The 15,588-nt window shown below is 51.7% G+C and carries 13 protein-coding genes; 3 read left to right on the forward strand and 10 right to left on the reverse strand.

Features of this window, described 5'->3' with window-relative positions:
* Positions 1-265: 265 nt before the first annotated feature.
* Positions 266-1,345, forward strand: coding sequence for a DUF5776 domain-containing protein (locus EGT51_RS11245; protein WP_135368800.1), 1,080 nt, complete (start codon positions 266-268; stop codon positions 1,343-1,345).
* A 58-nt stretch (positions 1,346-1,403) separates the two neighbouring features.
* Here EGT51_RS11245 and EGT51_RS11250 read toward each other — a convergent pair whose 3' ends face one another.
* Positions 1,404-2,189, reverse strand: a complete 786-nt coding sequence (locus tag EGT51_RS11250) for a hypothetical protein (RefSeq protein ID WP_135368801.1) — start codon at positions 2,187-2,189, stop codon at positions 1,404-1,406.
* Between the two features lie 126 nt (positions 2,190-2,315).
* On the reverse strand, positions 2,316-2,858 hold the full coding sequence (locus tag EGT51_RS11255; protein ID WP_135368802.1) for a MarR family winged helix-turn-helix transcriptional regulator: 543 nt from the start codon (positions 2,856-2,858) through the stop codon (positions 2,316-2,318).
* 161 nt (positions 2,859-3,019) lie between these two features.
* On the opposite strand from EGT51_RS11255, the gene EGT51_RS11260 reads away from it, so the two are divergent.
* Positions 3,020-3,301 (forward strand): hypothetical protein, encoded by a 282-nt coding sequence (locus tag EGT51_RS11260; RefSeq protein ID WP_225428731.1) that lies wholly within the window; start codon positions 3,020-3,022, stop codon positions 3,299-3,301.
* Positions 3,302-3,631: 330 nt separating this feature from the next.
* Here EGT51_RS11260 and EGT51_RS11265 read toward each other — a convergent pair whose 3' ends face one another.
* The 3 genes from EGT51_RS11265 to EGT51_RS11275 all read right to left on the reverse strand — a co-directional run bounded on the left by EGT51_RS11265 (position 3,632) and on the right by EGT51_RS11275 (position 6,800).
* Complete coding sequence (locus EGT51_RS11265) at positions 3,632-5,068, reverse strand: DUF4097 family beta strand repeat-containing protein (protein ID WP_135368803.1); 1,437 nt, start codon at positions 5,066-5,068, stop codon at positions 3,632-3,634.
* A gap of 3 nt (positions 5,069-5,071) precedes the next feature.
* The gene (locus EGT51_RS11270) at positions 5,072-5,422 is read right to left on the reverse strand and encodes a PadR family transcriptional regulator (protein ID WP_135368804.1); all 351 of its coding nucleotides are present in this window, start codon (positions 5,420-5,422) and stop codon (positions 5,072-5,074) included.
* Between the two features lie 985 nt (positions 5,423-6,407).
* Positions 6,408-6,800, reverse strand: coding sequence for a cytidine deaminase (locus tag EGT51_RS11275; RefSeq protein WP_135368805.1), 393 nt, complete (start codon positions 6,798-6,800; stop codon positions 6,408-6,410).
* A 181-nt stretch (positions 6,801-6,981) separates the two neighbouring features.
* Between EGT51_RS11275 and lepB the strand changes: the two genes are divergently transcribed.
* The gene (gene lepB, locus EGT51_RS11280) at positions 6,982-7,566 is read left to right on the forward strand and encodes a signal peptidase I (protein WP_135368806.1); all 585 of its coding nucleotides are present in this window, start codon (positions 6,982-6,984) and stop codon (positions 7,564-7,566) included.
* A gap of 306 nt (positions 7,567-7,872) precedes the next feature.
* Here the strand turns inward: lepB and EGT51_RS11285 are convergent, their stop codons facing one another.
* From EGT51_RS11285 to EGT51_RS11305, 5 genes are all read right to left on the reverse strand, one after another.
* Positions 7,873-9,567, reverse strand: a complete 1,695-nt coding sequence (locus tag EGT51_RS11285; RefSeq protein ID WP_135368807.1) for an oleate hydratase — start codon at positions 9,565-9,567, stop codon at positions 7,873-7,875.
* A gap of 400 nt (positions 9,568-9,967) precedes the next feature.
* Complete coding sequence (locus tag EGT51_RS11290; protein ID WP_135368808.1) at positions 9,968-10,891, reverse strand: zinc ribbon domain-containing protein; 924 nt, start codon at positions 10,889-10,891, stop codon at positions 9,968-9,970.
* Positions 10,892-11,212: 321 nt separating this feature from the next.
* The gene (locus tag EGT51_RS11295; protein ID WP_135368809.1) at positions 11,213-11,881 is read right to left on the reverse strand and encodes a PBECR4 domain-containing protein; all 669 of its coding nucleotides are present in this window, start codon (positions 11,879-11,881) and stop codon (positions 11,213-11,215) included.
* 395 nt (positions 11,882-12,276) lie between these two features.
* Positions 12,277-13,026: a hypothetical protein gene (locus EGT51_RS11300; RefSeq protein ID WP_135368810.1), complete on the reverse strand. Its 750-nt coding sequence runs from the start codon at positions 13,024-13,026 to the stop codon at positions 12,277-12,279.
* A 421-nt stretch (positions 13,027-13,447) separates the two neighbouring features.
* Positions 13,448-15,391 (reverse strand): acyltransferase family protein, encoded by a 1,944-nt coding sequence (locus EGT51_RS11305; RefSeq protein ID WP_135368811.1) that lies wholly within the window; start codon positions 15,389-15,391, stop codon positions 13,448-13,450.
* Positions 15,392-15,588 lie beyond the last annotated feature (197 nt).

Genomic DNA, 15,588 nt, shown 5'->3' on the forward strand with positions numbered 1-15,588 from the left:
ATTAATTAGCTCCAGCTTCTCCATGGCACTAAACTTGACCTTTGACATGTCATATTCCCTCCGTTGATTGTCAGATGAATTATATTATTTCATTTGACAACCCCAAAGGGATCATAACAACCTAAAGAAGGCGTTCTCCAGCGAAGACGAATTTCAAGCTTATTTCAATAGACTCGACTTACCAAGTGAGCTTATCATTCAGGGACTGTACGGTGTCTCACAATCCGATATAGCAAGAATTGATCTAGAATCTACTAGGGCCTTAATGGAAACTGCTCTCAACAAGCCTTTTATAGACTATTTTGTCTCACAGGATGATGGCACTTACGTAACCGGGAGTATTTCCTTTATACAACAAGCCCCCTACATCTACAGCCTAGGTGACCTTCCCACCGCCACAACGAACCCCCAGCCAGCCCCAGCCACCAGTCAACCAGTCACCATCCACTACGTCGACAGCACTGGCAAGACGCTAAAGCCGGACAAGACATTGACTGGCAGTCTCGGCAGTCACTACACTGCGACGCCACTAGCTATCACTGGCTACACGTTAAGCCAAACCACCGGTGAAGAAACCGGGACTTTTGACACCACCGCCAAGACCATCACCTACACCTACACCAAGGACCCATTAGCCGACGTGGGTGGGCTAGCTCCTAAGAATACCGTTATCTATGCCACGAAGAAGATTGGCCTTTACCGTCAAGCCACCTTTACTAAGCAGGCTCGCAAACAATGGTATGCTAAAAAGTCCCGCATCAATCGGCCCATGTTTGTAGTGACCGGTTATGCTAAATCTAAGAACGGCGTCAAGCGCTACCACGTTAAGGACGTTAATCATTCAAGCAAAACCAATGGCCAAACTGGCTATGTGACCGCCAACGCCAAGTACGTTACTCACGCCTACTACGCCACCAAGCATCAACGAGTCACCGTGATCAATCCCCAGGGGGTCAACGCCTACAGCCAGAAAGATCTGACTGGTCAAGCGGCACACTACCAACAAGGCCAAGTACTAAAAGTTAAGCGCATCGTCCGGCACAATCTCACCACCCGCTTTGTCCTCAGCAATGGCCGCTACATCACGGCCAACAAGTCACTAGTCCAAGCTGGTAAGGTCACGATGCCCAGTCGTGTGCGAGCTAAAGGCGCGTTGAACCGGTATACTGATGTTCAACTGACCCGGAAAAACCGTCACTACAGCAAGAAAGCGTCAGCCACCTTTACCGTTAAGGGGTGGGATTACACCAACGCAAATAATTTCGGCAAGCGTGATACCCTCCGCTACCGCGTCGCCGGCGGCTACATCACCGGTAGTCGACACCTGATTACTGTCGTCAAATAAACAAGAAACTTAAATAGTCCGCTCCCCACACCACCAATTACTGGTGACGGGGAACGGACTATTTATTTGCTTGTAAATCAAATTTCACAGCGCCCCGGCGGCCCACCTGCGTCAACGCGTACTCCCGACTTCCGGCGTGCGCCCCTTGGTAGTAGCCAAAGATCGCCGCCCCGATCCGTACCGGTTGGTCTGACGTTTGCGTGTAAGGCACCGGCGCAATCTGCGTCGTCGTTCGTCGATAGGCGGCCGCCTGATTGTCACTGTCGCTGGCCGCCTGCACAAAGCCCATGGTCGCCACGTGTAGCGTTTCCTGGCGGCCCTTTACCGTCACGACAATTGGCTGGGGCCTGGGCTGCTTAAACCTGGTCCGTTGTAGCTGCCTGAGTCGGCGCTGCGCATTGGCAATCACGCGCCGGTCGGTTTTGATCGTCGCGAAGCTCACCACGGTGGCGTTTTGGTTGCGCCGTAAATTTTGCCGTTCCGCGGCCAGTTCCGCGCGCGTCGTCTTGATCAGGGCGCGCCGTTGCTGGGTAAAGTCTTGTTTGGCCCAAGCCGCGCCCCTAATCTTGACCTGACGGGATGACAGCTTAGCGGCGGCGCCCAACGTCACCGACCGCGGCACCCGAAACGTTAACGTTCGCCCGTGTTGTGTCACCACAATCGCCCGTAACGGCGTCTGCGCGTTCGGTCGCGTCCGACTCCGGGCAAAATACCACACCCGCGGCTGAGCGGCTTGACCGGTCCGCTCAAACGCCACGGCCCGTGACGACCGCCGCTGTCGGCCACAGGCACCTAAGCTCACGGCCGCCAAGACAATCGCCCCCACAATCATACATTTTTTCATGAACGCCTACTCTTTTCCGGCGGCTCAACACCGCAAGTAATTTCACTCATTATACCCGAAATCAGCGCTAGCCGCTGAACAAAAAAACGCCAGCCAGCAGCCAGCGTTCCGTCATACTTGATTCACTTATTCGGCGTGATTGTGGCTCCCCCGACTCCGGTTGGAGTTGCGACGCTTGTCGTGCAAGCTGTCGAACCCAACGAAACCAGCGGCCACGGCCCGTTCGTTGGCGCGGTGGAGCACCTTGATGAAGCGTTCGGCCTCTTCCTTGCCGCCGAAGAATTCCAACCACCGGTGGAACCGGTCGTCAGTGGCTTCGGATAAGTTCCGTTGTACCCGACTGCCGGCCGCGGTCAGCGTAATGTACTTCACCCGCCGGTCGTTAGGGTCAACCTTTTGCATCACGTAGTTTTCCTTCAACAAGACATTGACCTGGCGCGCAATGGCACTCTTGGAGACGCCTTCCAGCTTAGCCAATTCAACCAGGGTCTGGCCGTTCTTACTGCGAGCCACGTTGTCCATGACCATGAAGGCCTCAAAGGTTAAGTTATATTTTTGCGTAGGAATGGAGACAAAGTCACCAATATATTTGAAAATGTGCATGTAGAGATCGTCAAATTCTTTTTTCAATTCTGCTTCAGTTACAGCCTCATTAGTCGATTCTGTCATTATCAGTCCATTACTCCTTCTAGTCCAGCGCCGGGCGCTGTCATTTTCATCCACTCGTGCTTACGTGCCTGAATGGATAACCCTCCGTACATTTTACCATGAAATCAAGTTATCCAGTAATGTTTTAAATTAGCTTTTCAAAACAGAACAGGTGTTCTATAATGAAATTAATCTTAGTCATTAAGGATGTGAGCTTCATGATGCCACGCGTCAGTCATTCAATTAAAAGCCTACTCCAGCGGGCCTACCAAAATAATTTGATTACCACGCTAATATTCAACGACGTTACTTATACCGGAACCGTCGACTTCCTGTCGGCGACGACCGTTTACCTCGGTCTGTCAGCTGGTCGCACCCAGGAGTTACCCCTCGCTGGTGTGCACCGGGTTCAATTACACCAATCGCAGTCTTGGTGGTACCTTTATGACCAGTCGCCACAGTAACTTCTTCTAGTATCGCCTCTCCTCAGCAAAAAATAAACCCTTTTTTGCTAAATTGTTGGTATTTTCTTGACAATATCTTGAAAATGCCTGTGTTGGTTCTGCCGTCTAGCTTTAAGGTCAATCCGCAATTGGTCTTAAAGCCCTTTTAAGTTAGTCCTAGTCTACCTTGATTATAACCCCTCCAGTCGTGCCTGAGTGACCACAGTTTCAGTGAACTGGTAACAATTAGAAAGTTATATAGGATAATTAATTGAATGGACTAAACCAATTGCCGTCCAAAAAGCCTACCACGGTCAATAAAACTGACTATGATAGGCTTTTTATTTTGACTTAGATTAACCGAATGCTACCGGTGTTGGCTAATACGCCGACATGGACTGTCGGGTTTTCCCCCACTGCGCCGACCTTGTGGTGCTCGTCGTCCAGGGATAATTTGGCCTCTTGCGGCGTCCGTACGCTGGCGTTGCGATTCTTCACGTCAAAGGCGTAAGCCGTCAGTAGCGGCATCTGCAGCGTCGTGCTGCCCCCTTGGCTATCAACTTGCACGTCTGCGGGCAAGGCGTTGAATTGCAAATTCACGCTCCCGTTGTCGGTGTGATACCGCCCGCCGCCACGCAGGTTCTGACCGCGCAGTGAGCCGTTGGCCGAAGCGGCTTGAACGTCACCGGTCAGGCCGTCCAACTTGATGGTCCCATTGTGGTTACGCGCGCTTACGTTGCCTGTGTGGTCGTAGAACCGGATGGCACCGTTGTGAGACTCAACATGCACGGTCGCCGTGCTTTCCTTTAAGGTCACGCTGCCGTTCTTGCTGTCCACGGCAATGTGGTCGGCCTTGACCTGATCCAGCCGCACCGACCCGTTAGCCGAGCGCAAGGTCAACCGGGCCAGTTGATCATCGAAGGCCCGCATGCTGCCGTTGCTGGCATGGGCATCCACACTGACGGGCGCACGCAAGTCACTGATCTCCAGGCTGCCGTTGCCGACCTGCACCGTGACCTTTCCCGCCAACTGCGCCGGCAAAAAGATCTCGGCCCGGGCGTGTAATGGCCACAACCGCGGCCGGTCCCCCTGATTGACCTGGAGCACATTGCCGTGGCGACTGGCGTGCAGGTAGTAGCGCGCGTTGTCGCGACTCATGTACTCGTTGACGACGATCTCGTCGGCGTTGGCCGGTCCCAATTTGACCGCCGCATCCCGGTAGTTGATCTCCAAGCGCTCCAGGTCCGTGACCGCAAACGACTGGGTGTTGACCAGCCGCAGGGATTCCACGAAAGTCCGCCGCGGCCGCTCGCCGTTGATCTTGACGTCATCGCCATTGACATCGACCAGGCCGTTCGCCACGGTGACGTGGTCGCCATCTACTTTGACCAGCTTGCCGAAATCCACCTTATCGTTTTCGCCGTCGACCAGGACGTGATCGCCCCAGGTGACCTTGTCGTCGTGAATCTTCAGCTTGCCGATTTGGACGTCCGACTGACTGTGGTGCTGGTCAGCCGATTGGTCCTCTTGGTCATCGTCAGTCGGCGTGTCCGCGGAGCCAGTGTCGTCGGCCGCCACTTCCTTAAGCAGCGTGTCGATGTCGCCCAAGTCAGCCATCGCCGCATCAATGGCAGCCTGGGTGTCTTGGCCCTGATTAATTTTATCCGTGACGGCTTCAGTCAAGTCGCCAACCAATTCTTCTTTCAACTCTGTCAGTGCCCGTGAAGGCTGGTATTGGCTGAACAGCTGGTCCAGTCGCGTCCGAATTTCCATCGTGATATCGTCCATGAGTTAGTCCCCCTCGGTAATCTTGCCCGTGATCAGGGCGTCAATGATTGGTTTGGCCACCTGCCAAGCCGCGGTGTTAGCCGCCAACAGGTCCTGACCCGCCGCGGTGATGTGATAGTATTTGCGTCGCGACCCCTGGGATTCATCGCCCCAGTAGTCCGTCAGCGCGCCATTTTTCTTCAGCCGGCGAAAGACCGTGTACAACGTGGCCTCATTCAGCTCATAATGCCCGTCGCTCAACGTCTTGACCTGCTTGGCCACCTGATAGCCATAGCTGTCGCCCTGCTGTAAAATGTTCAAAATAATCGTATCCGTATGGCCCCGGATTAAATCTTTGGAAATAACCTCAGCCATGGTGCCACTCCCTTTGCTTTTCAACTGACATTACTGTACCACGTACTACTGTGCGTGTCAAAGTAATTTGTTTGAAACAGTATTTTTGCTGACAGTGTGGGTTGAGCTGGCCGCCTTACCGTTCGCTAGAGATGAGTTGGAACGCTGAGTCGGACCGGGCGAAAATCACGTCTCAAAATGGCTTCATAGCCGAAACGTGCGCCAACAGGCAACTGGTTCCGCTTAACACTGCTAGGCAAATAATCCAAGTCCGGGATTATCCGCCTAGCACCGTTAATGCTCGCCAGTTAACCGCCTGTCGGCTCACTCTTTTTAAGCGGCTGAACCCATATTTGGCGAACTCTCGGCTACAGAAGTGCTTACCAATAACACTCGATTTGGCCCTTGGTAGCAATCAATCGGCATCGGCCAAGGATGTGGCACCATCTGGATCAAAAGACTGCTCCTCAGAATGAGCATCTAACCTCAAATAAATAATTGTCAGAATAACGATGTCCAGACAATCATCACGTTAGTTCTACTTTCGATGTTCAATCATTTAAACCACACCCTAACCGACGGCAGAAAGAATTCACATCATCTGGCGAATCCTCCCGACGCCAGGTGGGGACTAGCTTTTTCGAAGCCGTACCTGAGTCCATAAAAACTTTGGCAGCTACAGCGTGGTCGGCTATCCGCTATTGGTCGCGGACAACCACTTTCGGAGCCGTGAGTTCGCTAGAGATGAGTTCAGCTGTGGGAGTTCCCTTAGCGACACGGTCCATGGCGCTTAGGGAACTGGCACCTTGGAGACGCGGGTCATCGGCTCCCAGGTGAGGTCCAAGACCGCCCTTTGGCTTGGGCCGGCGCCCTCAGCGTTCCAACTCATCTCTAGCGAACGGTAAGGCGGTCAATACATACAACGTTGCCCACGACAAAAAACGGTTAGCCAGATGTGCGCTAACCGCTGAATAGACTAAGTATGTCGTTTAAACCCTATGTGCCGCTATTTCAGCTCCGTGAAGGCGCCGGGGAGAATGCCTTCGACCGTGGTCTCCGTGAAGGCGCCCTTTTGGTTCGTCAGGTAGATCGGCGCATCCGCATCGAAGAACTCGGCGATGACTTGCCGGCAGATGCCACAAGGCGCGATGGGGCCATCGGTGTTCCCGGTAACCAATAAGGCGGTAAAATGTTTTTCGCCCGCAGCGATGCCGGAGAAGATGGCGGTCCGTTCTGCACAGTTGGTGGCACCGTATGACGCGTTTTCGATGTTGCAGCCGCCGTAGATCTTGCCACTGGCACCGACTGCTGCTGCGCCGACGTGGAAGTGTGAGTACGGCGTGTAAGCCTTGTCCAGCATTGCCGTTGCCACCCGCAATAGTTCTTGTTGATCAGCCATGATGATTCCTCCTATTTATAGTTAAAGGTTTTACGTCTCCTATTGTGACATAATTTCATTGAAAGCGCTACCATTTGCACAAATTTTCTAGCTATTTCTTTAATTTTTAGCCAAACTGGCAAAGTGGTCGGTGGACTGTGCTACACTAACCTCACGTCAACAATCAATTGGGAGCGTACATATGAAAATTTTTCGGAGTATTATGAGCTGGGTCATCCCCGTGCTGGTGGCCGTGATTTTAGTCCTGCTGGTGCGGACCTACCTGTTCGAGGTGGTCAAGGTTTCCGGCGACTCGATGGAACCCAACCTGGTCAACAACGAGCGGATGTTTGCCATCAAGCCGTTGAAACTCAAGCGGCTGAGCGTCATCGTCTTTGATGCGTACGGCGAAGATCCCACGGCGGCCAAGAATACCAACTACGTCAAACGCGTAATTGGCCTGCCGGGCGACAAGGTCGTTAGTAAAAATGGTGTGCTCTACGTCAACCATCACAAAATCGACCAGTCCTTCATCAGCGAGGCTGAACGAACCAGTGGTACCGGCAATTGGTCGCTAAAGAGCCTGTCCAAGGCCGGCAACTGGCACTACCAGGGTAGCCGCGTTCCTCAGGACCACTACTTCGTGCTAGGCGACCATCGCAGCATTTCCGAAGACGGCCGGGCCTGGGGCTACGTCAATGCCAAGAAGGTCATGGGTGTAGTCAAGGTCCCGTTCTGGCAAGGAACTAAACAACACCGCATCAACGTCAATGATTTGGCCAAATAGCCTTAAAAAACATCCGGATTCAACCTGCTGTGGCTGAACCTGGATGCTTTTTTTGACGCTATTTCATGATCAGTTTCACTTTATTTCCAGTGACAAACGTCCCGTCACGTAAGACCAGTCGCATCAGCAATACGAGTAAAACCGTTTTAACGACCTAACCAATTACCGAAATCTGTCCCCAAACCAAAAAGGAACCCCCTCATCGGCAAGTTCCTTTCAGTATGGGGCGCAAGCAGTGCCCACAGTGTGTTAAGTGATTGGCAGTCGCAAGGAAGACGCCCACTTAAACTGCTGCACCCCGCAGATTTAGCTAAACATCTTCTTGGTGGCTTTCAGCAAGGTCTTCGGGTCCTTGTCGTACCGCGGCGTATCGACTAAGTTATCCATCGAAATGCCCGTGAAGTGGTAAGCGGCAATTTCACCCGAACGAACCGCACTTTGTTCCGTGAAGATCATTTGGTAAGGTTGTTCTGCGAATTCACCCGTGAAGGCCAAGTTGGTCGAGTGCGCAGGAATCACCTCTGGCCGGTCCGTCTTGGCGCGGTTGTTGAACAGGGCTGAGGCGTAAGGCATGTAAACCGGAATGTTATTGACGATGCTGTCCATGATTTCGGTTTCCTTACTCTTGATGTTCACCGGACCAGGGTCGACCTTGGACAATTGGCCAATCAATTCTTGGGCCATTTCCTTCCCGGTCATCTTGATGTATTGCTTGTGGACGAATTCACCCGTCCGCCGTGGGTACAGGAAGTAGCCCCAAATAACGGATTCGTTTGGCTTTTGCGTAGTAAAGTGAGGTTGGTGGTGCACCACGATGGACATGTTGACGTCCTTTTGGCCCAGCGGCGTGATTGGCGTCGTGGACAGGAAGGAGTTCAGCGCGTTGCCGGGAACTTGGGTCGTGATCCGGGTGATTTCATTCAACAGCAGGTGGTTCTTCGTAGTCAGAGTGAAGCTGACCCATTCGGAATTCTTGCGGTCGTTGAAGAACTTATCCGGCGTCCCCAGGTTGTAGAAGTGCTCCGTGGCCTTCTTCCACAGCGCGGCACTGATGCCGTATTCCATGTTTTCTGGTGCTGGCGTGTCGTAATCGCCCATCGTTGCGGAGTCCGTGATCGACCCGTTGGTGAAGATGACCGCGGTGTCGTCGTCAATGTCGACCAGGTCTTCCGTGTCCGTTTCCAGGTTCTTGACGTGCAGCCCCGTAACCGTGATTTCATCTTGGAGCGGGCTGTCCGCAAATTCCCAATCCGTCACGATGCGGTTATCGATAAAGGTGACCCCTTGATCCTTCAGGTAGTTGATCAACGGCAACATGATACTTTCAAATTGGTTGTACCGCGTCCGGTTGACCCCGACCAGGTGCTCGATTTGTGTGAATTCGTAAATCATTTGGTGCATGTAGCGCCGTAATTCTTGCACGGAGCTTTCAATCCGGAAGGCGAAAGTCGTTTCCCACATGTACCAAAAGTTGGTTTGGAACATGTGCGGGTCGTCCTTGAAGTATTCGGCGATGGTAATGTTGTCTAGCTTGGTTTCTTCTTCATCTGGCATCAGGACTAACTTGGACAGTAAGACCCGGTCCTTGTTATTCAGTCCCAACTTGCCGCCGTCGATGATGCCCTTGCCGCCTTGTAACAGCCGCGCCTTGTCATAGGTCCGGTGGTGGGCGTCAAAATCATGGGTATCTTCGGCTGCCGTCATCCCCTCTTCAGTCGCAGAAGGAATCCGGTCTAACAAGTCCATCAAATCAACGTAAGTCCGGTAATTCAACATCCGGCCACCCCGAGCCACGTAGCCCGTGCGATTAGCCAACGGGTGCGCCTTGTTCCAGTATTCATCACTGAATTCGCTGGTCGTGCCCCCATCGTTAGCACCGTGCATGTCGACCCCATAGAAGGTAATCTGCTTACCGTTCCAATGGGCTTCTTGAATCAGGTAAACCGCTGCGGCCATATTGGCTAAGCCCGCACCGATCATTACTGCTTTTGTTTTGACCATCAAAAACACCTCCGTAGATTCATGTGCCTTTTACGCTTCCATTATGCTTGCTTTGTCATGCATTGTAAAGCGTTTACTTTTAAAATTAGCTATTTCTAAGAAACGCTAGGAAACCTTAATCTGACGGCAATTACAACAGGTCGTGTTGCATCATTTTGGTCCAAATTGGGTAGTCCACTCGTCGGCCTCACTGGGTAAAATTGGGGGCAGCCACTGCATGAATCTTAGGATAGCATACTAAAGCGGTCACCTCACGCGATTTGCATTATAAATACTGTTATACCGGGGCTGAGGCGGTGTTTTCAGGCAAATGTGGCCCTTCCATCTAGAAACGAAAAGAAGCTTGCGAAATCCAAAACTGATTTCGCAAGCTTCTTTGATTAACAGAATCCTAGCAAGTCTACATCGCCAATCCCAGCATGCCCGCAATCGTGGCCGCCAGGGTCAAGATAATGATGATACCGATAAACGAGATCACAAAGCCGGCGATGGCTAAGCCCCGTGGCTTCCGGAATAATCCAATGAATGAGAACAGGGCACCTAAGAACCAGACCACCCAATCCACAAATGGTACAATGGAAGTAAACAGTGAGATCAGGGCCAAGATAAAGCCAGCCGTCCCCAAACCGTTGCTCTGTTGCTGGCTCTGTTGGATGTAAACGGTATTTCCAGTCCCCTGGCCAACGGGTTGTGCGGTCGCTTCCACATTGGGTTGCGCAGCTGGCTTCGCACTCGGTTGCGCGGTTGCTTGTCCCGCCACCGCAGCCTGAGTGTTGGTACTGGCTTGTTGCATCTGCGGTTGAGGAGCCACCGGTGAAGCCGCAGCCGTCGCCTTGGTTTCTGGTTTGACCGGTTGTGATTTTGCCTTGTCATTAGCGGCCTTAGCCGTCTGCTTGGCCGTGTGCCGTAATTTTTGTTCAAACCCAGTTGCCTCACTGCCACGCGTCCAAGCGATGCTGTATAGCCCAGCTAAAACCGCAATTAAGGCAATGACGCCCAACCAGATGTTGTAGAACATTGCCCGGGTCACCAGCGTAAAGATCAACAGTGCGGCAACAATAATAATTGCAGTTACCCAGTTATTTGCCACCCAATTGACCATCGCGTCTAAACGTTCTGTAAAGCCACCATTACCGGCCGTGCCCCCCGCTGACTGTGCTGATTGCGGCGTTGATTGTGACGTTTGATTCGTCTCAGTCGTCACGTGCGTCGTGTTATCTTGGTTCGCCGATTCGTCCGTTAGCTGGTACCCACACTTGGGGCAAAACTTAATCCCCGCTGTTAACTTAGCCCCGCAGTGCGGACAAAAATTTGCATTTTTCATAGTTTTCCTTCTTCCATTTTTCCGGTCTCAATAATTCTACCCTAAAACAATACTATCATAGCATAACCATTACGTATTGCGTTAGTTGATTCCTATTTTTTAGTAGCGCTGCTGCCGATATTAGCAACCTAACGGCAATTACAACAGGCCATGTTGTTTTTAAAACTTGGGCATCCACTCATTGGTAGCACCAGACCACGATCGCTGAAATTGGTGGCCGTCAACGATATGGTTCTTAGGATAGCACACTGCGGCAATCACCACACGCGATTTGTCTTATAAATGCTGTTATACCGGGGATGACGTTACTTTTGACCGTTTTTAGTCAAATAACGCTTTTAATTCATTAGCTGCATATTTAAAGCCACTAACCTGACATAAAATTTGGGGGTTGTCGTTGGAGATTCTATCGTTAATATTGTATTCGGCTATAGCTTTAACTATTCCTGGGTTACTGTTAGGCTTCTGAAAGTGGTATTTAGTATGCTTACACGAACGTGGCGTTTCATACTTTGTGCAGCCTCTTTGATAGGCAATTGCAACTGGATCATGTGTCGATTCGGCCAAATGATCATACACCAACTTGTTCCAAGTGCTCTCTTCATAGATTCTACAATCGGTGGTCAGCGTCTTGCTGAAATACTTCATCGCTAGAATCTTAGCCTTGGCCCAATCTTTCTCCAATCTAATATCAGGCAGACTTAAAGACATATTTTCTAGATGATTCCAGAACGTATTAGCACCTTGCTTGTACTGAATACCAAATAGATGTTGCAAATTATTTTTGTGAATGACAATGAACATATGAGACATGGGCGTCTTTAAATTCTTGTGGTAGCCTTTGGGCTTGACTTGGTAAAAATAACAAAACTTTTTGTGCAGCATGTGATCTCTGACAAAGAACAGGGTATTTTGCATATCTTCCAAGTTGTCGAGCAAAAATCTATGCTTCTTTGCATTAAATACTATCCAATCCTGTTGATTATTCATAATTCCCCCCATGCCAAATCATTCATTATCCAATTTTTAGTGATAAAAAAAGATGAGCTACAAGGCTCACCTTCTTGCCAACTTTTTAACGTCCTCGATAGACGCCTCCATTAAGAGGATTCCAAAAGTGCTATCCTTAACCAATAGCTTATCTACCCGAATTTGTATGTGACTCAAATGTCACACTGGGCTGTCAGCGCCGCCCAAAACTTCTTTCTAACAAAAATATATCAGGGTAAAGGTCAGCTGTCAATCAAAACACCCTTATAAATACTGTTATACCAAGGCTGAGGCGGTGCCTACCAGTCGCCATCGTTCACCCCATCCAAAAAAAGCCTGGGGCAAACCGTCCCAGACTCCTGTGTCTCAAATTCAAATAACGCTAACACCTAAACCTAGTCAGCTGCCATAAACTTGCCAGCGGTTAAGGTAGACGCCTTAACCCAGCCTTGCTTGCTGATGTAGAGGTATTTCACGTTCTTCTTGTTTTGCTTGATGGTCATTTGCTTGGTTGCCGTGAAGGTCTTGCTTTCAGGTAAGACACCCTTCTTGGTCAGCGTCACCTTGGCCCGGTCTGCGGCAAACTTGCCGGTAAAGACGGCTGGTTGCGTCCCTTTGAAGTGGTAAACAGCCTTCTTGATCTTCTTGGCGTTGACCAGCGTGTAGGTCTTGCTGGTGATCTTGTCGGCAGCTTTCTTCACGACCTTTTTGCCATCAGCGGCCATGAATTTGCCCGCGGTCAATTTGGACAAAGCGACCCAGCCTTTGACCTTGCCATTCGCCGTCTTGACGTAGGCGTAGGTGACTTTCTTAGCTTTGGTCGTCTTAGTTGCCTTGGTTTTGACAACAATCTTCTTGGTGGCGTAGTAAGTCTTTTGCCCGGCCAGCGTGCCCTTCTTGGTCAACGTGACCTTAGGTTGATCAGCTGCAAAGGCGCCGCTATACAATGCTGGTTTGCCACTCTTCACGTGGTAAGCAGCCTTCTTCATCTTTTGGCTGCTGAGCAACAGCAACGTGGTCTTCTTGGTGGCTACTTTAGCTGCCGCAAAGGCGGTTGTTTCTGCTTGGGCTGGCGCGATAGCCCCTAACCCCAAAGGTAATACCATCGCTGCAGCCGCCGCAATCATTGCTACTTTTTTCATCATAGTCGTTTTCCCCCTGTAAGTGATCTGGTGAACTCATCTCTGAATTCAGTCAGTATCATAGCACGCCCACGCGAAAACGGCCGCAAAAGATTCCAGAATTACCGCAAAAAGCCTAAAAAAATTGGCCGGAGCGGTAAACTAACCCAACTAACTGCGACAGCGCCAAATAGGTGCCCAGCTAGATAATTATACGGCACACGTTTCGGCCATGTGGCCAGTTTGAGACGCGACTTTCGGCTCGTTGAGACCGTCCTTGGACTCGACCCGCCCCAGCGTTCTAACCCATATTGGGCGAACGGTAGGCGGCCGGTTTGCTAGCCAAAAAAACGAGCCTGGGGCAAAACCTCCCAGGCTCGTTCGCATTACCTTTACTTAGCTGAAACGTGCGCCAAAAGGCAGCCGGTTCCGCTCTCGTTTTCATTTAATGTTTGTGTGTCTGCTGATAAACGCCTTTGGCAATCAACGACGTGTAGTAGCGATTCCCGTGATTGTTCGGGTGCACGTGGTCGCTGACGAACCAGCTGGTGTGGTCCTTGGCCTCGGCATACCAGTCGATGACGTGGACGTTCTTGTATTTGTCCGCGGTCTTGGCGATACGGCTGTTGACCGAATTTTGCCACTCTCTGGTTGGCACGTGGGCCGTGACCCAGAAAATCTGACGGTCCGGACCGATGGCGTGGACGATTTGGTCCGCTTGATCCGGCGTCACGTAACCGTTAGTCCCGATGTTGACCAAGACGTTCTTCGCTAGCTGGCCGCGTTGACTCAGACTGTTTAAGATGCCCGGCACCGCGTCGGCTTGCCGTCCGACTGCCCCGTCGACGATGGCGCCCGGAAAGACATTCTGCAGGTCGCCCGAGTCATCGAGCAAGACGGAATCCCCGACCGCCGTCAGTGGCGTTTGTTGACTGGTCAACAACTCATCGGCCGTCAAGAAGTAGTACTTGGCCGTCTTTTGGTTGGCCGCCGACATTTTAGAAAACGCCACGGCCTTGTCGTGTTTGGCCTTCGAGGCCTGCTTAGCCAACGCCTTTTGTTTCTTCACCGCCGCAGCGTTTTTCTTCTTAGCTGCAGCCTGACGCGCGGTAATCGTCTGCTGTAAGGCGGTTGGCTTGGCGGCAGCGGGTTGTTGCATGAAGCCCACGGCCGTCAACCCGAATAGCAGCGCCGCCACGACGCCCAGACTGTTAGCTAGCCGGTGTGCACCGGGTTGTTGCAAATAGCTGCGCACGTCGTTGGTCAGTTGGCCGTAATGGTAATGCCGCATCGGATTTTCGATCCAGCGGTAACTCAGCTCCGTGACCAGCATGATCAGGGCCACCTCCACCAAGGAGTTAAACAGCGGGTGATTGCCAATGTTGATGCGTGATTCATAGAAGATCATCACGGGAAACTGGTACAGGTAAATGCCATAGCTGCGTTGTCCCACGTAACTGAAGACGGGATTCGTCAGCACCCGGTTCAAATCACTGCCGGGATGGGCCACGGTACCGACCAAGATGCCGGACAAGACCGTGAACCAAAACATCCCGCCGCGATACGTGCTGGCGGCCTGGCCGTTCATGGTAAAGAACATGTAAATCAGCAACAGTAAGGACACGCCCCCGGCAATGTCTAGGCTCAAGCGGTGCGCCGGCGTGACGTTGGCATTGAGTTTATGTGCCGGCCAAAGAAAGGCCATGGCGGTCCCCACCAGAATCGCAAACATCCGCGTATCCGTCCCGTAGTAGACCCGGTTGGTATTGGCCGGGTCATACAGCACGGCCATCAAAATGGCGGAGAAAATGGCGACCCCCATGAGGATGGCCGCGGCCCGGGCGCGTTTACGCAAGAACCACAACAGCGCCAGCACCACCAGTGGCCAGACCAGGTAGAACTGCCCTTCGATGGACAGCGACCAGAGGTGGGTAAACGGCGACTCGCCGCTGAACCGGTCGAAGTACGACTGGCCGTGTTTGATTTCAAACCAATTGTAGCCGTAGATCATGTTGGTCAAGACGGTCCCACGAATGTTGGCCAACAGATTCCGCTGAAAGAGCGTGATATAGGCGGTCGTGCCCAATAACATCGTGACCAGCGCCGGGTACAGTCGTTTTAACCGGCGACCATAAAAGCCCAAAATATTGATACTGTGGGTGCTATCCCACTCCTGAATCAGCAGGTAGGTGATCAGATACCCCGAGACCACGAAGAAAATCGGGACCCCGAGATAGCCCCCCTGCAACGTCGAAGGCGCCAAATGGTAAATAATGACCCCCAAAACGGCCAAAGTCCGAATTCCATCGAATCCGGTTATGTATCGCCGTTTGCCCGCGCGCTGGGCGCGAATAAATTCTCGCGAGACCCGCGTGTAAGATTGATCCATGTTCATTGCTCCTTCTCTTAAAAAAACCAGTAACTGTCAGACTGGCTATACTCCCCCAACTGGTGGTACGCCAAGTGATTCGGTTGCCTTAATTATCTAGACTATTGATATATGAAACGGTAATTCACTTGTGAATCGTCACATGTTGACGGCGAACACCGGTCCAATGCCCGGTCCGCCCGTCGTTTTGATTAAAC

The organism is Levilactobacillus suantsaiihabitans (genome assembly GCF_004745505.1).
Taxonomy (GTDB): domain Bacteria; phylum Bacillota; class Bacilli; order Lactobacillales; family Lactobacillaceae; genus Levilactobacillus; species Levilactobacillus suantsaiihabitans.